Source organism: Kitasatospora sp. NPDC029312, from assembly GCF_055569215.1.
In genome coordinates this window covers 25128-46939 of the sequence record NZ_JBVHXY010000045.1, presented here as the reverse complement: position 1 = coordinate 46939, position 21812 = coordinate 25128, and the positions used below count along the sequence as shown (strand labels likewise).

At 73.2% G+C, this 21812-nt stretch carries 17 protein-coding genes, 1 tRNA gene and 1 riboswitch; of the genes, 7 read left to right on the top strand and 11 right to left on the bottom strand.

The window, feature by feature from the left end:
- Window positions 1-203 precede the first annotated feature (203 nt).
- The 4 genes from ACZ4WV_RS29020 to ACZ4WV_RS29005 all read right to left on the bottom strand — a co-directional run bounded on the left by ACZ4WV_RS29020 (window position 204) and on the right by ACZ4WV_RS29005 (window position 4351).
- Window positions 204-533, bottom strand: coding sequence for a hypothetical protein (locus ACZ4WV_RS29020; protein WP_465751594.1), 330 nt, complete (start codon window positions 531-533; stop codon window positions 204-206).
- Between the two features lie 456 nt (window positions 534-989).
- Entirely contained in the window at window positions 990-2354 is a 1365-nt protein-coding gene (locus tag ACZ4WV_RS29015; protein ID WP_465751593.1) for an FAD-binding oxidoreductase, read from the bottom strand.
- A gap of 166 nt (window positions 2355-2520) precedes the next feature.
- Window positions 2521-2608 (bottom strand) — tRNA-Ser (locus tag ACZ4WV_RS29010).
- A 60-nt stretch (window positions 2609-2668) separates the two neighbouring features.
- Window positions 2669-4351 (bottom strand): S1C family serine protease, encoded by a 1683-nt coding sequence (locus ACZ4WV_RS29005; RefSeq protein ID WP_465751592.1) that lies wholly within the window; start codon window positions 4349-4351, stop codon window positions 2669-2671.
- A gap of 383 nt (window positions 4352-4734) precedes the next feature.
- Window positions 4735-4881, top strand: a riboswitch (TPP riboswitch).
- 118 nt (window positions 4882-4999) lie between these two features.
- Between ACZ4WV_RS29005 and ACZ4WV_RS29000 the strand changes: the two genes are divergently transcribed.
- From ACZ4WV_RS29000 to ACZ4WV_RS28985, 4 genes are all read left to right on the top strand, one after another.
- Window positions 5000-6298: a purine-cytosine permease family protein gene (locus ACZ4WV_RS29000; RefSeq protein WP_465751591.1), complete on the top strand. Its 1299-nt coding sequence runs from the start codon at window positions 5000-5002 to the stop codon at window positions 6296-6298.
- Window positions 6299-6377: 79 nt separating this feature from the next.
- A complete protein-coding gene (locus ACZ4WV_RS28995) occupies window positions 6378-7202 on the top strand; it encodes a glycerophosphodiester phosphodiesterase (protein WP_465751590.1) in 825 nt (274 codons plus the stop codon).
- Between the two features lie 227 nt (window positions 7203-7429).
- On the top strand, window positions 7430-8005 hold the full coding sequence (locus ACZ4WV_RS28990; protein WP_465751589.1) for an ATP-binding protein: 576 nt from the start codon (window positions 7430-7432) through the stop codon (window positions 8003-8005).
- A gap of 190 nt (window positions 8006-8195) precedes the next feature.
- Complete coding sequence (locus tag ACZ4WV_RS28985; protein ID WP_465751588.1) at window positions 8196-9179, top strand: DUF5926 family protein; 984 nt, start codon at window positions 8196-8198, stop codon at window positions 9177-9179.
- A gap of 263 nt (window positions 9180-9442) precedes the next feature.
- Here ACZ4WV_RS28985 and ACZ4WV_RS28980 read toward each other — a convergent pair whose 3' ends face one another.
- The gene (locus ACZ4WV_RS28980) at window positions 9443-10102 is read right to left on the bottom strand and encodes a bifunctional DNA primase/polymerase (RefSeq protein WP_465751587.1); all 660 of its coding nucleotides are present in this window, start codon (window positions 10100-10102) and stop codon (window positions 9443-9445) included.
- Window positions 10103-10721: 619 nt separating this feature from the next.
- Between ACZ4WV_RS28980 and ACZ4WV_RS28975 the strand changes: the two genes are divergently transcribed.
- Both ACZ4WV_RS28975 and ACZ4WV_RS28970 read left to right on the top strand, forming a co-directional pair.
- Window positions 10722-12197, top strand: a complete 1476-nt coding sequence (locus tag ACZ4WV_RS28975; protein ID WP_465751586.1) for a PP2C family protein-serine/threonine phosphatase — start codon at window positions 10722-10724, stop codon at window positions 12195-12197.
- Window positions 12198-12335: 138 nt separating this feature from the next.
- On the top strand, window positions 12336-13835 hold the full coding sequence (locus tag ACZ4WV_RS28970; protein ID WP_465751585.1) for an aminopeptidase P family protein: 1500 nt from the start codon (window positions 12336-12338) through the stop codon (window positions 13833-13835).
- A 52-nt stretch (window positions 13836-13887) separates the two neighbouring features.
- Here the strand turns inward: ACZ4WV_RS28970 and ACZ4WV_RS28965 are convergent, their stop codons facing one another.
- Together ACZ4WV_RS28965 and ACZ4WV_RS28960 are read right to left on the bottom strand one after the other, a co-directional pair.
- The gene (locus ACZ4WV_RS28965) at window positions 13888-15327 is read right to left on the bottom strand and encodes a hypothetical protein (protein WP_465751584.1); all 1440 of its coding nucleotides are present in this window, start codon (window positions 15325-15327) and stop codon (window positions 13888-13890) included.
- Window positions 15324-16001, bottom strand: coding sequence for an RNA polymerase sigma factor (locus tag ACZ4WV_RS28960; protein ID WP_465751583.1), 678 nt, complete (start codon window positions 15999-16001; stop codon window positions 15324-15326). Before ACZ4WV_RS28960 ends, ACZ4WV_RS28965 begins: the two co-directional genes overlap by 4 nt.
- A gap of 234 nt (window positions 16002-16235) precedes the next feature.
- Between ACZ4WV_RS28960 and ACZ4WV_RS28955 the strand changes: the two genes are divergently transcribed.
- Entirely contained in the window at window positions 16236-17291 is a 1056-nt protein-coding gene (locus ACZ4WV_RS28955; protein ID WP_465751582.1) for a helix-turn-helix domain-containing protein, read from the top strand.
- 19 nt (window positions 17292-17310) lie between these two features.
- Here the strand turns inward: ACZ4WV_RS28955 and ACZ4WV_RS28950 are convergent, their stop codons facing one another.
- The 4 genes from ACZ4WV_RS28950 to ACZ4WV_RS28935 form a co-directional block, all read right to left on the bottom strand.
- Complete coding sequence (locus tag ACZ4WV_RS28950) at window positions 17311-18087, bottom strand: MerR family transcriptional regulator (protein WP_465751581.1); 777 nt, start codon at window positions 18085-18087, stop codon at window positions 17311-17313.
- A 182-nt stretch (window positions 18088-18269) separates the two neighbouring features.
- A complete protein-coding gene (locus ACZ4WV_RS28945; RefSeq protein WP_465751580.1) occupies window positions 18270-19502 on the bottom strand; it encodes a hypothetical protein in 1233 nt (410 codons plus the stop codon).
- Window positions 19503-19646: 144 nt separating this feature from the next.
- On the bottom strand, window positions 19647-20798 hold the full coding sequence (locus ACZ4WV_RS28940; protein ID WP_465751579.1) for an LPXTG cell wall anchor domain-containing protein: 1152 nt from the start codon (window positions 20796-20798) through the stop codon (window positions 19647-19649).
- Between the two features lie 429 nt (window positions 20799-21227).
- The gene (locus ACZ4WV_RS28935; protein WP_465751578.1) at window positions 21228-21806 is read right to left on the bottom strand and encodes a flavodoxin family protein; all 579 of its coding nucleotides are present in this window, start codon (window positions 21804-21806) and stop codon (window positions 21228-21230) included.
- Window positions 21807-21812: the final 6 nt, after the last annotated feature.

The window sequence follows — 21812 nt, the reverse complement described above, 5'->3', positions numbered from 1 at the left end:
GTGCTCGTGGGCGGTGCCGATGGCGGCACCGCCCACGAGGCCGGTTTCGCGGCGACCCTTTCCGCTTGCCGGTCAATGCATCCGATCCGATCCGCACCCGGGCGGAACCCGCCCGGGGACTGCTCCGGGCCCCTCCGCGGGTGGTCGGTCCACCCGCGGTCGTCCACCTCCGGCGCCCCCGCCGTCGGTGGTGCCCGGGGCGGTCAGCGGGGGACCGGCGCGTAGCTGACGTTGACGTTCTTGTTGCCCTGACCGGTCAGGAGGTTGCCCGCGTTGTCCTTCGCCGCGAGGGTGTTGGCCTGGTTCGAGGCCCCGGAGCCGGTCGCCGTCTGCTGGTTCGAGACGTAGTTGCCGTCGACCCCGCCGAACACGTTGCCCGTCCCGCTGTTGGACACCACGCCGGCGTTGGAGCCGACGGCGGCCCCCGCGCCGTCGTCGGCGGCCGAGGCGCCGGCGCCCGCCAGCAGCAGGCCGGCCGCCAGCGGGACGGTGAGCAGGAACCCGCACACCCGACGGGTGCGTTTGCGAGCCATGTGAACCTCCGAGAAGATGTTCATCGTGCAATTCCGAGCATGAGATGCGGGAGTTCGTCGGCCAGACGAACGCCTGCCGACTGCGACGCCGGAAGACAGACTTCCGCAACAAATCGACAAAGCACTAGCCGACGGCGCATTTTTCCCCCGTTCGCGTGATATCCACCCGGGTGGCGCATATCGGCCGAAGGCTCGGACAACTCGCCGAAAAACCGCTGACTACCTGCGATTTCTCCCGAACTGGCGCTGATCTTCAGCCTTCAGAAGGCGTCGCCACGAATTCACCCGAGTCGCCGGTCGCACCACCCCGCGCGGTCCCCTGACGGATGCGCCCCGGAAAAGTTCGATCACCCTTCCATGTCGACTTTTTTCAGCCATTCATAGACCATCTGAAAGTCATATGGAATATCTGGAAGAATGGCGCGTCGATCCATACCGACAGCGGGTAACCGGAAATCAGACCATCTTCCCCGGGTTGAGGATTCCCAGCGGGTCGAAGACCGCCTTCAGCTGCCGCTGGAGTTCCAGCGCGACCGGCCCCAGCTCGCGCGCCAGCCAGTCCCGCTTGAGCAGCCCGACGCCGTGTTCCCCGGTGATGGTGCCGCCCAGCTCCAGCCCGAGCGCCATGATCTCCTCGAAGGAGCGCCGGGCCCGAGCCGCCTGCTCCGCGTCCACGGCGTCGAAGATCACGATCGGGTGGGTGTTGCCGTCCCCGGCGTGGCTGACCACCCCGATGGTCAGCGCGTGCCGCTCGGCGATCCGCGCGACGCCGTTCAGCATCTCGGCCAGCCGGGAGCGCGGCACCGCCACGTCGTCGATCATCGTGGTGCCCAGTCGGTCCATCGCGGGCAGCGCCAGCCGCCGGGCCGCCAGCAGCAGATCCGACTCCGCCTGGTCCTGGGCCGGCACCACCTCGGTCGCCCCGGCCTCCCGGCACAGTCCGGCGACCTTGGCCAACTCCGCCTCCCGGTCCGGCCCGTCGAAGGCCACCAGCAGCAGCGCCTGGGTCGTCTCCGGCAGGCCCATCCGCCCCAGCTCGTTGACGGCCCGCACCGAGACCGCGTCCATCAGCTCCATCAGCGACGGGGACAGCCCGCGCGCCATCACCTCGCAGACCGCCGCCCCGGCCGCGTCCGCACTCGGGAACTCCGCTGCCAGCGCCAACTGCGGCGCCGGCGCGGGCCGCAGTGCCAGCACCGCCCGGACCACGACCCCGAGCGTGCCCTCCGAACCGACCAGCAGCCGGGTGAGGTCGTACCCGGCCACGCCCTTGGCCGTCCGGCGCCCGGTGGACAGCAGCCGCCCGTCCGCCAGCACCACGTCCAGCCCGAGCACGTACTCGGCGGTGACCCCGTACTTCACGCAGCAGAGGCCGCCCGCGCCGGTGCCGATGTTGCCGCCGATCGTGCAGGACTCCCAACTGGACGGATCCGGCGGGTAGTACAGCCCGAACTCCTCGACCGCGCGCGACAGTTCGGCGTTCACCACGCCGGGCTCCACGACCGCGATCCGGTTCACCGGGTCGATCTCCAGGATCCGGTTCAGCTTCACCAGGGACAGCACGACGCAGCCGTCCACCGCGTTCGCCGCCCCCGACAGCCCGGTCCGCGCACCCTGCGGCACCACCGGGACCCGCAGCTCGGTGGCGGTGCGCAGCACGTGCTGCACCTGCTCCACCGTCTCCGGGAACACCACCACCGCGGGCGTGCCCGCGGCGCAGAAGCCGGCCATGTCGTGGCTGTAGGCGGCGGTCACATCGGGGTCCACTACGACGGCCTCCGCCGGGAGTCCCTGCGCCAGCCGGTCCGTCAGATCACCCATCGCCGCCTCCGCTCCACGCCCGCCCGCCCCCGCCCTCCGCACTCTGCCCCGAGGGCAGGGGCCGGGCAAGTGGGCCTCACCCCGCCGGTGCGCCGGCCCCCGGGAACGCCGAGGGCGGGTGCCGAGACTCTCGGCACCCGCCCTGTGCAGGTGGTTCTCCTACCGGCGGAGAGCGTGGGATTCGAACCCACGGTGACGGGTCACGCCACGACAGTTTTCAAGACTGTTCCCTTAGGCCGCTCGGGCAGCTCTCCAGGCGGAGGTCAGCCTAACGGGTCCGGCGGGGTTCGGCGCACACGATTCCGTGTGCCCGGTCACTGGTCTCCGTCTCGCTGGCCGAGGGTGACCTTGGTGGTGAACGTCTGGCCGTTGCGGGTGTACTCGACGTCCACGGTCTCGCCCGGCTTGTGCGTCCAGATCCGGCTGACCAGGGCCGGCCCGTTCTCGATCGGCGCGCCGCCGAGCTTGGTGATCACGTCGCCCGGCTTCAGGCCGGCCTTGTCGGCCGCGCCGCCGGGGGTGACGGCCGGCTGACCCTGGATGTCACGGGTCTGGATCTGCGCGCCGTCGCCCTTGTAGTCGTCGTTGCGCAGCACGTCGAGCTTGGCGTAGACCGGCTTGCCGGTCTTGATCAGGGTGTCCGCGACCCACTTCGCCTGGTTGATCGGGATGGCGAAGCCCAGGCCGATGCTGCCGGCCCGGCCGTTGGCGGAGGCGTTGGACTGGATCGCCGAGTTGATGCCGATCACCGCGCCGCTGGAGTCGAGCAGCGGGCCGCCGGAGTTGCCGGGGTTGATCGAGGCGTCGGTCTGCAGGGCGTTCATGTAGGAGGCCTGCGAGCCGGTCTCGTCGCCCGAGGCGACCGGGCGGTCCTTGGCGCTGACGATGCCGCTGGTGACGGTGGACTCCAGGCCGTACGGCGCGCCGATCGCGATCGTGGCGTCGCCGACGTTGACCTTGTCGGAGTCGGCCAGCGCCAGGGGCGCAAGCTTGTCCTTCGGCGGGTTGTCGATCTTGACCACGGCGACGTCGTAGCCCTCGGCGTGGCCCAGCACCGAGGCGTTGTAGGACGTGCCGTCGGCGAACTTGACGGTCAGTTTGCCGCCGCCCAGGGTCGGCGCGACCACGTGGTTGTTGGTGAGGATGTGGCCCTCGGTGTCGAAGACGAAGCCGGTACCGGTGCCCGATTCGGTGCTGCCCTGCGCCTTGATGGTGACGACGCTGGGCAGTGCCTTCTGCGCGATGGAGGCGATCGACCCGGGGGCGGGCTCGTTCTTCTGGGTGTTGCCGGCCTGGACCGTGGTGCTGCGGTGGTCGTTCACCGAGCTGCTGCTGTCGTTGCGGTCGGTGGCGACCACGCCGATCGCGCCGCCGGCCACGCCGGCGACCAGTGCCACGGCCGCGAGCAGGGCCACCAGGCCGCCGCGCTTCTTGCGCGGGCCGCCGGGGCCGTTCGGGCCGCCGGGGTAGTCGGCCGGGTAACCGAGCGGGCCGCCGGGGCCGTTCGGGCCGCCGGGGTAGCCCGCGCCGCCGGCGGTGGCGTCGTGGGCGGCGCCCCAGCCGCCGAGCGGCTGGCCGGCGCCGAACGGGTGCTGGGCGTGCTGGCCGTGCTGTCCGTGCTGGGCGGACGCACCGGCGGGCCCGGCGCCGTACGGCTCCTGCGCGCCGGCGGCGGGCACGCCGTGGGACGGGGTCGCGTACGGGTTGGCGGCCGGCGGCAGGGCCGGAGCGGCCGGGGTCACGGCCGCCGGGGCCGCGGGCGCGGCGTGCGGCGCGGGCGGCAGGACCGGCGGCGGGGCGTCGATGTAGCCGGTGGCCGGGTCGGCGGCGGGCTCCTCGGCGGCGGCCGCCGCCGGGGCCTCGGGCGCGGGGACCTTGCCGAAGGCCACGGTGGGCCGGTGACCGCCCTCGGCCGGGGCGCCCTCGGCGGCAGCGGCGGCCTCGGCGGCGGCCGGCGCGGGTCCGGCCTCCGGCGCCGGGACCCGGCTGAACGCCATGGTCGGCTTGTGGCCTCCCTGAGCGGTGCCTTCGGGAGCGGCTCCTGCCGCCTCCTGGGGACCCGCGGGCTGCTCCCCCTGCGGCCCGGTGGGCCCAACCTCGCGCTCGGTGCTCACGGACGACCTCCATAGCTGACAGAACCAAGGACCATAGTTTTTCGCACCACCGATTCGATTGCCGTAAGGACCCCTCTGAAGAACTCATAAGAATCCTTAGCCGGTACCGACGACAGCCCCGGAAACCCGTGCCGACGCCAGCCCCGACGAGGGCGCCGGCAGCGACGGTCGAGGGGCTCCCCTCCCCCCGTCCGGGCGTTCCGCGATGCGGACGGCACAGCCCGTGGCCTTGGCGTTCGCACCCGTGCCGGTTAGCCTGTCGCTCATAACTGACACGCGGGAGCTTGGACCGACCAGGCTGAGAGTGCGCATGTCGACCGTACGCCAAGCCACACCGGCGGACCGTCGAGGGGGCGCTGACCGCCGGAACCTGTCCGGGTAATGCCGGCGTAGGGAGTATCGGCCATGCCGCCTGCTTCGTCATCCTCTTCGTCGAACGCGTCCGCGTCCAAGGATTTCCTTGATCGTCCCGACGGCGGGAGCGCCGACCCGACCGGCCCCGCGGCCGCCGAACGGGTCGAGGCACCGCTGGTGCTGGACACCGAGCCGCCGCGCACCCTGCGCTTCCGGGACCACTTCGCGCTCTGGATGAACCTGGGCGTCAGCCTGATCGGCTTCTCCACCGCCGCCACCGTGCTCGGCGAGAAGGGCAGCGAGCTGTCGCTGGCCGCCGCGGTGACCGCGATCGTGACCGGTACGGCCGTCGGCACCGCGATGCTCGGCGTCGCCGCCCTGATCGGCGCCCGGACCGGTGCCCCCGCGATGGCCAACCTGCGCGGACTGTTCGGCACCCGGCTGTCCTACCTGCCGACCGTGCTGAACATCGTCCAGTGCGTCGGCTGGGGCGTGTTCGAGCTGCTGACCATCTCGGCGGGCGCGCAGACCGTCGCCCACACCAGCGGCTACCGCTGGCTGTTCGTGCTCCTCGCGGGCGCGCTGACCACCGCGCTGACGATCTGGCCGCTGGGCGCGATCGCGGTGCTGCGCCGCTTCGTCGCCGGGGCGGTCGCGGTCGCGATGGTGTACTTCACCGTCCAGCTGGGCCGTCAGGGCGTGCCGGACCCGGGCGCGGGCAACTGGCACGGCTTCCTGGGCGCCACCGACGCGATGATCGCGGTGTCGATCTCCTTCGTGCCGATGGCCGCCGACTACACCCGGCACTCGCGCACCGCGCGGTCGGCCTTCTGGGGCAGCTTCTCCGGCTACACCGTCGCCCAGGTCTGGTGCTACGTGCTCGGCCTGATGGCGCTGCTGCAGTCCGACGGCGACCCGAGCCGGATGTTCGACTCCTTCCTCGGCGTCTGGGCCGGCTGGCTGTTCCTGCTGGTGCTGGTGCTGCGCGAGACCGACCAGTCCTTCGCCAACGTGTACTCGACCGCGATGTCGCTGCAGAACCTGCTGCCGCGGGTGGACCGCCGGGTGCTGAGCGGCGGGATCGGCGTGCTGACCACCGTGCTGGCGCTGCGGATCGACAAGTTCACCGACACCTACAGCAACTTCCTCGGCCTGATCGGCTCGGTGTTCGTCCCCCTGCTGGCGGTGCTGGCGGTGGACTACTTCCTCGGCGCCGGCCGGCACGGCTGGAACCTCTCCGAGACGGCGCCGTCCCGCTGGCTGATGCTGCTGCCGTGGGTCCTGGGCTTCGCGGTCTACCAGTTCATCGCGCCGACCGCCGTCGCCGACTGGTGGACGGACTTCTGGACCTCGGCGCAGCGGGCGCTGCACTTCACCCCGCAGGAGTGGACCTCCGCCTCGCTGTTCGCCTTCCTGGTGCCGGCCCTGGCCACCTGGGCACTCACCCCGCTGGCCCGGCGCGCCGCGCGGAGCTGAGGCACCGGAGGCGGAGCCGGCCCCGTGGGTTGGGGCCGTCTTCGCCTCCGCTTCACCTCCGCCGCCTATCGTTGGGGCCGTGACCAGCCCAGACCTGTCCTCGGCCGAGGTGCGCACCGAGCCCTCCGTCCAGGTGATCGCCCACCGCGGTTCCTCCCACTCCCTGCCCGAGCACACCCTCGCGGCCTACCGGCGCGCGCTCGACGAGGGCGCGGACGCCGTCGAGTGCGACGTCCGGGTGACGGCCGACGGCGAGCTGGTCTGCGTGCACGACCGCCGGATCGGCCGGGTGTCGAACGGCCAGGGCACCGTCTCCGCGATGACGCTCGCCCAGCTGGAGGCGTACGACTTCGGCGCGTGGAAGACCGGCCGCCCCAGCACCGACCCCGAGCTGCGCAGCGTGCTGCGGCTGGAGCGCCTGCTGGAGCTGGTGGTGGACTGCGGGCGCCCGGTGGACCTGGCGATCGAGACCAAGCACCCGGTGCGCTTCCGCGGCCGGGTCGAGGCCGAACTGCTGCGGATGCTGGAGCGGTTCAAGATCGGCGCGTTCCGGGAGGGCGACCGCCCGTCCGCCCGGATCATGAGCTTCTCCTCGATCGCGCTGAACCGGGTGGCCGCGAGCGCGCCGGAGTACCAGCGGGTGTTCCTGTTCGAACGGATGCTGCCGCTACTGGGTCAACTGCGGCCGGGCAGGCCGCTGCCGGGCGGGGCCCGGATCGCCGGCCCGGGCATCGACCTGGTCCGAGCCCGGCCGCAGCTCGTCCCCCGCCTGCGCGAGCTGGGGCACCGGGTGCACGTGTGGACCGTGGACGAGCCCGCCGACGTCGAACTCTGCCTGGAGCTGGGCGTGTCCGCGATCATCACCAACCGGCCCGCCGAGGTGCTGGCGCAGCTCGGGCGGTGATCGCTCCGGTCGGCAGCCAAACCTTCCGTGCACGGTGTTGCCGGAATTCCTGCTGCCGCGCGACGGAGGGTGAGCACGGAATCTCTTCTCGGCGACCCTGAGTCGCGTCGCCGGAAATGGACCCGCGGGATCCTCCGGCGGTCGTTTCCGACGCATTACCAAGGGGCATCCATCCCTCGGCATACGCTGAAGGAGGTCCGGGGGTGGCGTTGATGGTGGCGCGTGTTGTGCCCGCAGAAGTCGGGCCGACTTCATGGACCATGGCGGTGCCGCACGGCCCGGCGAGCGTCGGGGTCGCGCGGCGTCGACTGCGTCGGGATCTGGGTGAGCGGCGGGTACCGGAACCGGTCGTCGACGATGCCGTCCTGATCCTCTCCGAACTGTTGAGCAACGCCTGTCGGTACGCCCGTCCGCTCGGCCCGCTCCAGGCCCTCGGGCGCGGCGCCCGCGCCGAGGTGGTGGACCAGTTGCTGGTCGGCGTCCCCTCCGGGGCGCACCCCGGGTCGGGCGGCCGGGAGCCCGGCGACGGTACGGACGAGCCGGACGGTGGAGTACTGGTCCGCTGGCAGGTGCACGCGGACGGCCTGCTCACCCTGGAGGTCACCGACGGCGGCGCGACCACCCGGCCGCTGCCCGCCAGCCCCTCGCTGACCTCGCGCGGCGGCCGCGGCCTGAGCATCGTCGACCAACTGGCCGTTGACTGGGGGGTGCGCGACGCGCCCGGCGAGGTGACGGTCTGGGCGGCGCTGCCCACCCGGGCCCGGCACGCCCGGCGCACCGGCGGCGACGCGCGCACCGCGTGACGGGCAGTGCGTGACGGGCGGCGCGTGAGGCGCAGCGCGTGACGGGCGGCGCGTGAGGCGCAGCGCGCGGGACGCACGGCGCCCGGCCGGACGCCCGTACCGCGCCCGTCGCCGGCGCGTTCCCGCACGCCCGCGGAACGTCAGTAGGCTTCCCGGAGAAAAGGACCACCGTTCCCGGGAGAGCCGCACCATGGGCAAGAAGGCCGCCAAGAAGGCGCCGCAGCGCCAGTCCACCACCGCCGTCACGGGCGAGGTCCCCGTGGTCGGGGCCCGTGAGAACTGCCCCTGCGGCTCCGGTCGCCGGTACAAGGCCTGCCACGGCCGGGAGGCCTCGCACGCGGTGCAGGAGCTGGTCCACCGCCCGTTCGAGGGTCTGCCGGGCGAGGCCGACTGGGTGGCGCTGCGCGAGCTGGTGCCGGCCGCCACGGCGCCGCTGACGCTCGCCGCCGGGGTCGCCGAGACGGCCAACGGTGACGTGCCCTCCGTCACCCTGGCCACCGTGCTGCCGCTGGCCTGGCCGGCCCTGCGCCGCCAGGACGGCTCGATCCTGCTCGGCCTGCAGACCCAGTCCGCCTCCGGCGACCTCAGCCGTGACCTCGCGGACGCGCTGGAACTGGCCCTGGCCACCGAGCCGGGCACCCCGGTGCCGGCCCGCCGGACCGTCCCGGGCGGGCGCCGCCTGCAGGACCTGCTGGACGGCACCGCCGAGTTCACGCCCACCGTGCACACCGGCTTCGAGTTCTGGCTGGAGGACGCCGAGACCGCCACCGGCGAGGTCGCCGCCTCGCTGGAGCGCGCCAACGCCTCGGCCATCCCGACCGAGAAGCTGGCCGGCCTCGACGCCGCCTACTGGTGCGGCACCCCGGACAAGAACCACCTGCGCTGGGTGATGACCGTGCCCGAGGAGAAGCTGCTGGACGCGCTGGCCCGGCTGAACGCCGCCGGCGAGGCCTCGCTCGGCCCGGACACCCGCCTGGTCGGGTCCTTCCGCGCGCACGGCCTGACCGTCCCGGTGTGGGACCTCCCGCTCGCCATGACCGCCACCGACTGCGAGAAGCCGGCCGCCGAGTTCGCCGAGCGCCTGGCGGCCGTCCTCGCCGACGAGACCCCGCTGACCGCCGAGGAGCGGCGCGCCCGCGCGAACCTGGTGAACCGTCAGGTCACTTTGAACTAAAGCCCGCTGGATTAGGGTGATACGCGTCACATTGTCGCCGTGAAGGGGCAATTTCCGGCCGTGGAGGGCGTCTTGGAAATTGGCGCGGGCGCGGATCCTTGTTACTGTCTAAAGAGTCCGGCCGCTGGTGCATCCCCCGTCGCCAGCGGCCGGATCTTTTGTTTTCCGGAGCGGCCCGCCCGAACGATCGGCGCGAACGGCCCGCCCGAGCCGCCTCGGACGGTCCGCAGCCGGCCGCGGACGGCCTGCAGCGCCGGCGCCGGTCAGTGCGCCGAGCGACCGCTGTCCAGCCGGACCGTCGCATCCACCAACTCGCCCAGCAGCGGCCCGACCTGCGGCAGCCGGACGCCACCACTCGCCGCCGGCTTCGGTGCCAGTACCCAGCGCACCCTCCCCCAGCCTCCGGCCGGGGGGACCCCCATGGCCGCCCCGGGTGGCAGCGGGAGGAAGCCGCCCGGCCCGTGGTAGCGCAACGAGCCCGGAACCCAAGGCAGTTGGGCGAGCATCTCGCCGAGCGCATCGAGTGAGTACGGGGCCACCAGCAGCGCGTAGCGCCCCGGCATCGCGAGCACCGGGCCGAGCGGCAGCCGCAGCGCGCCCAGGTAGACCAGGGCCCGGGCCCCGGCCGCCGCGGGCAGCGAGACCGCGGCGACGGCGGAGCCGGTGGCGGCCAGCACCGGTGCGTCCGGGCTCTGCCGCTCCCACCACCAGCGCACCATCCGGGAGTCCGTGGTGGCCGCCAGCAGCGACGGGTCGTGCGGGTGCGCACCGGGCACCGGGCAGTCCGGGTCCGCGCAGGAGCAGCGCCCGCCGCACAGCACGGTGCCCGGCACCACGGGCCAGCGGTACTCGACGGCGGCCGTCAGGGCCGCGTCCAACCGGGCGGACGACTCCTTCGACCGGCTCTTCGGGTTCTCACGCATGGCGCTCGTTCCTTTCCCTGACCGCTCGGTTCGCTCCGCCCCACCGGCATCCATCGGGACTCGCCACACGGGCCCGCGGCGGCACGGCCCCGGGCGGCGCGAAGCGGGGCGGGCGGCATGGCGGACGGCGCGGCTACGACGTGGAGCACGGTGTGGAGCACGACATGAGAAGGGCCGCGCACTGGAACAGGCCCTTGGAACGAGAATCCCGTATGCGACCGGATGGACGCCGCCCGGGCGCGCTTGGTTCCACCGTACGAGTGAGAGACTTCCGGCCAGCCCAGCGCGCGGGCGGCTCGGGCATACGATCCGGACGGCCGCCCGGTCCGTCCCCACGGTTCTGCCCGCTCCCGGCCCGCTCCATGCCTCCGGACCCGACCGGCACGCGCACGAACCGTTCGCGCCCCCGAGCGGGGTGATGACGAGGCGGAAGCGGCCACCACGTCGTCCCGGATCTGGACATGCCCCGAATGGCCTGTGTAGAAGTGGTGGCATTGCTGTCGATCAATGACGAGAAGTAGCGAATCGAGGCGAAACACGCCTTTTGGCCGTGCTCGCTCCACATCGGCCGTACCTGGGGGTTCCGCATGGCACGTAGCACCGCGTCAGGAGTGGCGGCATGAACGAGTCCCACCCGTCGACGTCCCACCCGTCGCCGACGACCTCCGAGCTCTGCGAACCCGGCTGTTCGGGCGGGCTCACCGTCCTCGACCCGCCGGGCCTGCCCGGCCCCACCGACACCCCGGAAGGCACCGCGGGCGACCTCACGGCCCCGTCCGCCACGGTGCAGGACCGTTTGGCCGGACGCCTGTCCGATATCACCAGCCTGCACGAGCACACCGAACGGCTCGCCCGCGCCCGCGGCCTCACCGCCACCCTGGACGCCGTCCTCGCCTCCGGCGCCGCGCTGCTCGGCGCCGACCGGGGCGTCCTGGTCACCCTGATGCCGGGCGGCGGCCCCGGCCAGCCGATCGGCCTCGGCCTCGACCGGGCCAGCCTCGGCGCCTTGGAGACCGTCCCGACCGAGCAGAGCCTGCTCGCCATGCTGCTGCGCGAACGGGACCGCCCCGAACAGCTGCACTCCGCCGACCTCGCCGAGGACCCGGCCATCGGCGCCCGGCTGCGCGAACTCGCCGTCCACCTCGGCCTCGGCGGCGCCTTCGGCCTGCCCCTCGCCACCGCCGAGGACGGCCCGCTCGCGGCCGCCGTCTGGTTCTACGACCGGCCCGCCTCCCCCACCGGCTTCCGGCGCGAACTCGCCCGCCACTACTGCGAAATCGCCGCGCCGCTGCTCGCCAAGCAGCTGGAGACCGAGCGCATCCTGCGCACCACCGAGGCGCTTCGCCGCGGCCTGCTGCCGGACCGGCTCCCCCAGCAGGCCGGGCTGCGGCTGGCCGCCCGGCTCGTCCCGGCCGGCCTGGACCGCTCCTGCGGCAGCGACTGGTACGACGCCATCCCGCTGCCGGACGGCACCGTCGGCCTCACCGTCGGCTCGGTCTCCGGCGACGGCCCCGGCGCGGGCCCCGGCTCCGCCCCCGGTGCCGCCGCCGCGATGGGCAGGGTCCGGGCCGCGCTGCGGGCCTACGCGGTGCTCGAGGGCGAGGACCCGGTCTCCGTCCTGGGCGACCTGGAACTGCTGCTCAAGACCACCGAGCCGACCCGCACCGCCACCGCCGTCTACGCCTGGATCGAGCCCGAGGACCGCCGGATCACCCTCGCCGGCGCCGGGCACTGCCCGCCGATCCTGGTCGGCCGGCACGGCGCCGAGTTCGTCGAGACCTCGCTCTCCGCACCGCTCGGCATGCTGGCCTGCTGGGAGGCCCCCGGCGTCGAGCTCACCGCCGAACGCGGCGACATCCTGCTGCTCTACACCGAGGGCCTGGCCCGCCGCTGCGGCCCCACCCTGCACGCCGGGCAGGCCAACCTGCGCCGGGCCGCCGCCGACGCCCCGCGCGACGTGCGGATCGACCCGGACCGGCTCTGCGCCCACCTGCTGGCCGTCTGCCCCGACCCGGCCGCCCTCACGGCCGCCTCCGCCGGCTCCGCCGGCTCTGCCACCGACGACCTCATGATGCTCGGGGCGCGCTTCGAGTAGGGGGCAGCGGGCCCGCCCCCAGGGGCCCAGCCGGCGAGCGGCCGGGCGTCCGTACCATGGACGCACGGCCGCCCGCGCGTGTCGCGACCCGACACCTCCCCCGACGGGCGGCGGTACCACCCCAAGGAGGCGTTGCACGTGACCGAGGACCGGACCCCCGCAGTGGCCGAGAACCCCGAGGCCGAGGGCGGCGAGGAGCCGCAGCAGTTCAGTGGTCGCAAGAACGGCCTCTACGGCGAGATCTCGGACGAGCTGTCCGCCTCGATGAGGACCGGCTGGGCCGACACCGAACTGCACGGCCTCGCCCCGATCGCCCAGGCCCCCTACGCGGCCGAGCGCCGCGCCAAGCTCTCCGCCGCCTACCCCGGCGAGCGCCTGGTCATCCCGGCCGGCAACCTGCGGGTCCGCTCCAACGACACCGACTACGGCTTCCGCGCCGCCAGCGAGTACGTGCACCTCACCGGCGACCGGACCGAGGACGCGGTGCTCGTCGCCGAGCCGACCGGCCGGGCCGGCCACGAGTTCACCCTCTACCTGCTGCCCCGCTCCAACCGCGAGAACGGCGAGTTCTGGCTCGACGGCTACGGCGAGCTGTGGGTCGGCCGCCGGCACAGCCTCAGCGAGCAGGAGCAGCTGCTCGGCCTGCCGGCCCGCGACGTCCGCAAGGCCGCCGAGGAGCTGGTCGCGAAGGCCGCCGACTCCGCCGTGCCCACCCGCATCGTCCGCGGCTACGACGCCGGCCTGGAGGCCGCGCTCGCCGAGGTGCTGGACGCCGACAAGGACGCCGAGTTCAAGGAGTTCCTGAGCGGCCTGCGGCTGGTCAAGGACGAGTGGGAGATCGGCGAGCTGCGCGCCGCCTGCGACGCCACCGTCAACGGCTTCACCGACGTGGTCCGCGAACTCGGCCAGGCCGTCGCCACGTCCGAGCGCTGGATCGAGGGCACCTTCTGGCGCCGCGCCCGGGTCGAGGGCAACGACGTCGGCTACGGCACCATCGCCGCCGCCGGCCCACACGCCACCACCCTGCACTGGGTCCGCAACGACGGCGACGTGCGCCCCGGAGAGCTGCTGCTGCTGGACGCCGGCGTGGAGACCCACACCCTCTACACCGCCGACGTCACCCGCACCCTGCCGATCAACGGCCGCTTCACCGACCTGCAGCGCAAGATCTACGACGCGGTGTACGACGCCCAGGAGGCCGGCATCGCCGCGGTCAAGCCGGGCGCCCGCTTCCGCGACTTCCACGAGGCCTCGCAGCGCGTCCTCGCCGAGCGCCTGCTCGCCTGGGGCCTGCTGGACGCCTCGGCGTACGACGTCGAGAAGGTCCTCGAACTCGGCCTGCAGCGCCGCTGGACCCTGCACGGCACCGGCCACATGCTCGGCCTGGACGTCCACGACTGCGCCCACTCGCGCCGCGAGGAGCACGTCGACGCCCTGCTGGTCCCCGGCATGGTGCTCACCGTGGAGCCCGGCCTGTACTTCCAGCAGGACGACCTGACCGTGCCGGAGGAGTACCGCGGCATCGGCGTCCGGATCGAGGACGACATCCTGGTCACGCCCGAGGGCAACGAGAACCTCTCGGCGGGGCTGCCGCGCCGCTCCGAGGACGTCGAGGCCTGGATGGCCTCGCTGACCTGAGCCGAATGCCGAAGGGCCCGGCCTCCCCGGCGGGGAGGCCGGGCCCTCGGCGTCACTTGGTGATCTTCACGGTGATGTCCTTCTCGCCGAGCACCGTCATGGCGCTGCCGCTGTAGGGAAGCATCACCTGGGCCTTCACCGGCATGTTCCCGGGACCGTTGCCGGCACCGACCGTCATCCGGTAGCTCACCTTCTTGGTCTGGCCCGGGGCCAAGGAGAACAGCGACGCGGGGTCGGCCACCGCGTAGCCCTTGTCGGTGCCCGGTGACATCGCCACCTGCTTCCAGGTGCCGCCGTCCTGGCGCTCCAGCTTGCCGTCGTTGCCCGACCACACGACCTGCGCCGGCGGCGAACCCGGGTAGTAGTCGGTGACGACCAGCGGCTCCAGCTGGCTGTACGTGCTGTGGCCGGTGTTGCGATAGGTCACCGAGAAGGTGACGACCGGGCCTCCGGCCACCACCTTCTGGCCGTCCGCTAGACCGTCGTAGCTGACCACGATGTCGTCCCTGCTGGCCTCGGGGGACACCACCGGGGCCTGGTGTCCGCTCACGTCGAGGCTGTTGACGATCGAGGTCATTCCGGCCTGGTAGTCGTCCTTGAGACCCGCCGCCGCGACGAACACCTGGTCCTTGGGCAGTTCCCAGATCTGAGCCGTGAAGGAGTCCTTGCCGCAGCTCACCTGCCACTGCGACTTGTACGCGGAACGACCGGCCACAGTGGGGAAGGTCCGGTCCGGAGCGCCGCTGTTCAGCTCCCCCGCGACGGGCGTGTGGGGATTGCCCCAGACCGGACAGGATCCCTGGTGGCTCCAGCCGTCGGGCGACTCCATGTCCCCCTCCACCGGCCAGGCGCCGCCCGTGAGCTCGTCCGGGGAGTCGTAGGCGACGAGCAGGACGCCGTACGGCGCACACATGCCCGTCGACCGGTTCTGCTGCGGATCGGTCGGCGTACCCGGGCTCAGGACGCACACCCCACGGTCCGAGACCTGAACGGCCTTCCAGCCCGCCGGGACGTTGAACTTCACGCCCCGGAAGCTGTACGAGCTGGCCGACCCCGCCGGGGTGCCGCCGGGCGTCCGGGTCGAGCTCGGGGTGACGTCCGCGAGCGGCTCGTCCGTCTCCGGGGGGTCGGTAGGGGTGTCGGTGGGGGCGGCCGTCGGGCTCGGGGTGGCGCTCGGGCTGGCCGTCGGGGTCGGGGAGGTGGTGAGGCCGGCGGCCGGGGGCGGGGGGACGTCCTGCTTGGCGACCGGGTCGCCGTGGAAGGTGAGCACGCCGATGGCCAGGGACGCGGCCAGGGCGAGGATCGGCGCGGTGGTCAGGTACAGCGGGCGGAGCCTGCGCACCCGGTTCTTCGGGGGCGCGGCCGGGCGCAGGCCGTGTGCGGTGACCATGGACGCCCGGGCGCTCATCGCCTCGCGGAGCAGCCGTTCCGTGGGGGTCTCGGCCGGCTCGTCGCCGTCACCGCCGCCCGGGCGGGGGAACTTGTCGGTCATCGAACCTTCTCCAGGTGCTTTTCCAAAGCGTCCAGGGCCCGGCTGGCGGTGGACTTCACGGCACCCCGGGACAGTCCCAGGGTCTCGGCTATCTGCGCCTCCGGCAGGTCGGACCAGTAGCGCAGCACCAGCACCTCACGCTGGCGGGGGGTCAACTCCTGCAGGGCGACGAGCACCCGGCGGTGCTCGTCGTTGAGCACCGCGTGGTCCTCGGCGGAGGGCGCGTCGGCCTCGTGCGGGGGCACGTACTCGCGGGCGGTCTTGCGGCGGCGCAGCATCGAGCGGGCGCCGTTGACCACCGAGGTCCGCAGGTAACCGAGGGCGTTGTCGAGGTCGTCCAGGTCCTCGCCGTAGCGCTGGTAGAGCTGGGTGAAGGCTTCCTGCACGACGTCCTCGGCCAGATCCTGGTGGTCCACCAGGAGCACCGCCATCCGTACCAGGCCCAGCCGGTGGGCGTGGTACAGGTCGGTCAGGGTGGGCCGGTCCTCGGCCGGCTTGCGGCCGCCGCGCAGCAGCCGGAAGCCGGAGCGGCGCTGGGCCGCCTGCTGGTCCGGGGTGGGGCCGACGACCGGCTCGCCGGCCTCCTGCACGCCGAACAGCGCGGCGACCGCTCCGCGGACGGAGAAGCCGCGCCGTCCCACCGGCGCGGTGATCGGCCCGATGGCCATGGACATGTGCGGTCTGCTTTCCCCCAGGACGGTGACGGCGTTCGCCGGCCCGTCAGGCCCAACTGATCAAGTTCGTGATCGGGGAGATCCTCGCAGCCGCCCACGGCCCGGTTCCCTCCGCCCCCGTAGTGATGGACGTGTGGGGCGGACGCAGGTTGCAGGGGAGTTCGGAGCGGGTTTCGGGGTGGCCGGGACGGCTACACTCACCGGCATTCCGCCACCCGTGAACAGGGGGTTCGCATGGCCGAGCAGATCGCCGAGGACCGGGTCGGCCGGTCGCGCCCGGTGGCCGTCGCCATCGGTCGGCGCCCGGAGCCCGTGCACGATGTCGCGGTGTACGCCTTCGAGGGCATGGCGCCGTTCGAACTCGGGGTGGTGGTCGAGGTGTTCGGGCTGGCGCGGCCGGAGCTGAGCGGCCTGCTGGCCACCCCCTGGTACGGGCTGAAGGTGTGCGCCGACCGGCCCGGGACGGAGCTGGAGGCGGTGGGCGGTTTCACGCTGACGGCCCGGCACGGGCTGGACGACCTGGCGGCCGCCGACACCGTGGTCGTCCCGGGTGTGCGCAACGCGTTCGGCGGCGAGGTGACCCCCGGGCTGGTGGCGGCGTTGCGGACGGCGCACGAGCGCGGCGCCCGGATCGTGTCGATCTGCTCCGGCGCCTTCGCGCTGGCCGCCGCCGGGCTGCTGGACGGCCGGGAAGCGACCACCCACTGGCGGTACGCCGAGCTACTCCAGCAGCGCTATCCGAGGGTGCGGGTCAATCCGGACGTGCTGTACGTGGACAACGGCGACGTGCTGACCAGCGCGGGCAGCGCCGCCGGGATCGACCTGTGCCTGCACCTGGTGCGCCGCGACCACGGCGCGAAGGTGGCCAACAGCGTCGCCCGCCGCTTCGTGGTGGCGCCGCACCGGGACGGCGGGCAGGCGCAGTTCATCGAGGCGGCGGTCCGGCCGGTCGAGGAGGAGGACGACGGGGTCGCCCGCAGCATGCAGTGGGCGCTGGACCACCTGTCCGAAGCGCTGACCGTCTCGGTGCTGGCCCGGGCGGCGCGGATGTCGGACCGTTCGTACCTGCGGCACTTCACGGCTCGCAACGGCACCAGCCCGATGCGCTGGGTCGTCACCCAGCGCATCGCGGCCAGTCTGCCGCTGCTGGAGTCCCCGGACGGGACGGTGGAGGAGATCGCCGCGGCGGTCGGCTTCGAGAGCGCCGCGACCTTCCGCCACCACTTCGGTCGGGTGATGCGCACCTCGCCGACCGCGTACCGGCGCTCCTTCGGGCACGGGGTGGCGTGACCGCCCTCCGGGCGGGCGGCTACGCCTCTTCGTTCCGGTCCGCGTTGGCGACGATGGCGTCGTGCAGCCACTGCGCCAGGCCCGGGGCGAGGTCCTCGTAGGTGGTGGTCCAGCGCGGGTCCGAGACGTACAGGCAGGCCAGCCCGCGGTGGATGGTGAACGTGCAGTCGTAGAAGTTCCGGCAGATGTGCTGCCGGTGGGCCTCGGCGAGGTCCATGGCCACGGCGCCGTCGGCGGGCTCGCCGGCGGTGGCCGCCGCCACCAGACGGTCGTTGAGCTCCGTCATCTCGGTCTGGATGCGCTGCCAGTCGGCCTTGCTGTAGCCGGCGGTGCGGCGCTGGGACTCCGCCCAGGCCTCGGTGTCGCCCCAGCGCTGCTCGGCCTCCTGCTCCCACTCCTCCTGGTAGCCCTCGCCGAAGATCTCGAACTTCTCCTCCGGGCTCAGTTGAATGCCCATCCTGCGTGCCTCCATGGCGTGTTCGACGGCGGTGGCGAGTTCCTGGAGGTGCCTGATCCGGTCGGTCAGCAGCCGGTGCTGCCGCCGGAGGTGCTCGCTCGGGCTGACCGAGTCGTCGTCCAGGATCGCCGCGATGTCCTCCAGGGGGAAGCCGAGCTCGCGGTAGAACAGGATCTGCTGCAGCCGGTCGAGGTCGGCGTCCACGTACCGGCGGTAGCCGGCCCGGGTGCGGCCCGCGGGGGACAGCAGGCCGATCTCGTCGTAGTGGTGCAGGGTGCGGACGGTCACCTTGGCGATCTTCGCCACGGCGCCGACCGAGTAGCCCTCGTTCTCGTTCATCGGGGTTTCCTCCCTGGTGCTGACCACGACTCTCCGCTCTCACGTCGCGTGAGGGTCAAGCCGACACTGCCGGGGGCTGCGGGGAGGTCGGGCATCGGCTCCGGAGGGGCTCGGGCGCCGGGCGCGGCGGGTGCCCGTGCCTCGGATTCGGAGGGGGCTCGGTCGCCGGCTCAGAGGGTCGGTCAGGTGCCGGCGCCGGCCAGGACCCGCTCGCGCCGCCGACCGGCCGTCCGGCGGCGGCCGTCACCGCCCCGGGCCGGTGGGCGGGGCCGACGGGTCCGCTGGGTGGGCCAGAGCAGCACGTACGCGGCCGAGACCACCACGAAGACGAGCCGGACGAAGCCGCGGGCCGCGTCGGACGGGAGGAGCAGCGTGCCGCCGTACAGCGCGACCAGCGCGATCCAGCTCCACCACGGGACCAGCCGCTTCTGTCCGACGGCGTCCCAGAGCAGGGTGCCGAGCAGGATCGAGGCCGTGTAGTACGTGTAGACGCTCGGGTCGAGCAGGATCCGGGCGTCCGCGCCGAGCAGCACCACGGCCGGCCAGCGGCCGCGCCGGACGGCGACGCAGCCGAGGCCGATGCCGAGCGCGAACTGGGTCGGGCGGTCCCACCACGGGGTGGCCGGGTCGGTGACGCCGAACCAGCGCAGTGCGGAGGCGGGCTGGTTGGGGATGGTGAACTTGGCGGCCGCCATGGTGTCCAGGTTGCCGAGGTAGAACGGCAGCCAGGCGACGGCCACCAGGACGCAGAACCAGATCGCGGTGCGCAGCCAGGCGGGCCTGGGCAGCGCCAGGATCAGCGGGGCGAAGGCGATCGCCCACGGTTTGGAATCGACCGCGAGGGCCAGGAAGACCGCGACCTGGCCGGGCTTGCCACGGGCCAGGGCGTGCGCGGCGAGAGTGGTGAAGAACAGCGCGAGGACGTCGTCCAGGTGCGCGAAGCGGACCGAGACCTCGACCCACATCGGGATGAACGCCAGCCCGGCGATCAGCAGGCGCTGCTGGAGCCGGCGGTGGTTGGTGCCGGTGCCCAGGTAGTACAGCGCGGCCGTGCGGCCGACCAGGACGAGCATCACCAGACCCAGCCCGGCGCTCACCGCCTCGGCGATCAACTCGCCGGTGTGCGGCGGGAACGGTGCGGTGAGCCGGGCGGCGGCCAGGCTGACCGGGCCGATCTGCAGCTCGGGGTGGTGGGCGTAGAGGGAGAGGCCGCCGTCGGGCTGGTGGCTGAACAGCAGCTGCTCGCCCTGGCGCAGGTAGTGCCAGGAGAAGCCGCCGCTGGGTTCGACCAGGAAGAACCAGAGCACCGTCCAGGCCGTCAGCAGGACGTGGTGCCGGCGGAGCGGGAGTCCCGCGATCCGCCCGGCCGCAGCGTCGTAGTCGGTGGTGGCCTGTGCCGCGCTTGCTGCCCGCACCTGTCCCTCTCCCCGCCGTTCCGCCCCCTCCGGCCGGACATCCTATGGGACGGAAAAGAACCGCCCGTGCCACCCGGGTGTCCGTTCGGAAGGACACCCGCGCGGCACGGGCGGCACGGCGGGGGCTCGCAGAGCCCCCTGGGATCAGCTCTGCTGGCCGGACTTGCGGCGGCGCAGCACCACGAGGGTGCCGACACCGGCGACCAGGACGGCGCCGCCGGTGGCCGCGATCGCGGTGGTGTGGTCTCCGCCACCGGTGGTGGCGAGGGACTTGTCCGCGGTGGCGGCGGCGGTCTTGGCCTGGGTGACGCCGGCCGGGGTGATCTTCGGCGGGGTGACCGTCGGGTTCTGGACCGGGAAGTCGATCGGCTGCGGCGCGTCGGAGCTGCTCTCGGACCCGGCCGGGGTGGTGGGCGCGCCGGAGGTGGAGGCCGGGGCGGACGGGGACGCGGTGCCGGTGGCCGGGGTGGTCGGCGTCGCGGGGGCCGTCGTCGGCTCGATGGTGGGCGTCGAGGTGGCCGTCGCGGTGGCGGTGGCCGTGGCCGTCGGCGAGGCGCTGGAGGTGGGCGTGTGGCTGGCCGTGGGCGAGCCGCTCCCGGTCGGGGTCGGCTTGCCGGTCTTGGTCGGGGTGGGGGTCGGGCTGGGCTTGCCGCCACCGGCCTTGATGGTGAAGCCGGCGCCCTTGATCCCGTCGCAGCTGAAGCGGCCGTGGTCGTTCTCGTCGTTGGCGTCGGCGGAGTAGACCACCGGCACGACGCCGGCCTTGCCCAGCGGGGCGTCCTTGGTGAAGGAGGCGCGGAGCTTGATGTCGATCTTCTTGCCCTGGGCCACGTAGAGCAGGGCGCCGTCGGCGGCGTCGCCGCCGTCGGTGACGTCGCCGAGGAACATCAGCACGGCGCTGTCGTCGCCGTCACCGCCGCCGGGGGCGACGGTGGCGGTCTTCCAGGTGCCGCCGCCGGGCAGCGAGACCGGCAGCTGGTACTCGAGCTTGAAGTCCTTCGCCTTGAGCGAGCCCGCCTTGTTCTTGAACTTCAGCAGCGGGAAGGCGACGAAGTCGGTCTTCGTCGAGTTGTCGATCCGGTAGGTGAACTCGCGGGCGTCACCACCGGCGATGAAGGTGCCGGGAACGCCGTGCACCGAGAGGTCGAGGCTCTGGTGGCCCGCCTTCTCGGCCTGGGCGGCGGCGGACGGGGTGCCGGTGGCGCCGACGGCCATGGCGCCCTGGGCGCCGGCCAGCACGAGCGAGGACGCGAGCGCGGCGGCGCCGGCAAGGGCAAGACTGCGACGAATGGACAAGGAGACCTCACGGAAGTTTCCGGGCGAGGCCCGGGCGCGAGGGGGAGGCCGCAGACGCCACGTACCCCCCGCGAAGCTGAAAGTCCGACGGAGAGTATCGAACGATCCGGCCACTCCGGAAGGCAGGTGGCATGCTGCGGCCCGCGCCCGGCCCCGGCGCGTCCGAATCGTCCAACTGCGTCCGCCGGTACGGCTTTTGCGCTTGTGTGCGAAGCGCCCCGGAGTGACGGGTACACGTCCGGATGACGCTACCGCACCGGGAGTGGGTGGCGTGAATGCGTCACTGTGCGGCGCCGGGGGCTGTGGGCGTTGAGGGATGCGCGCGTTGAGGGCTGCGCGCGTTGAGGGCTGCGGGCTGTCGGTTGAGGCTGACGGTCGGCAGGGCGGCTGACGGCGACAGGGGCGGATGGCCGTCGGCGGCTCCCGTACTCAGTCAGCGAAGAAGGACTTCGCCGCGATCAGCGCCCGCTCGTCGCGCAGGACGTCCCCGGGGCGGGTGCCGTTGCCGAGCAGCGTGCCGCCCCAGTGCATCCCCATGTACTCGGCGGTCAGCCGGAGCGTGCCGATCAACGGCTCGGCCTTGTCGTCCTCGGTGGCGAGGGCGGTGACGCCCCAGAGGGTGCGGCCCCGCATCCGGGCCCTGAAATCCAGGCCCGGCAGCCGCAACCAGGCCGACCAGTGGTCGAGGTAGAGCTTGGCGGCGGTCGGCAGGGAGTACCAGTACAGCGGCGCGACGAAGACCAGGTCGGTGGCCGCGAGGGTGGCTTCCAGCAGCGTCCGCTCGTGACCGACCGGCTCGGGGTAGCGGCCCTCGCCGGTGTGCCGCAGGTCCTGGAAGGGCGGCAGCGGGTGGTCGGCGAGCCGCAGCCAGTGCTGCTCCGCACCGGGCGGCAGACTCGTCCCGGCGGCCAGCCGGGCGAGCTGCTCGGAGTTGCCGCCGACGCGCGCGCTCGCGTCGAGGAACAGGAAACGGCGTGACGCCTCGGCGCCGGACGGCTGGTCGGCCATCGGAGA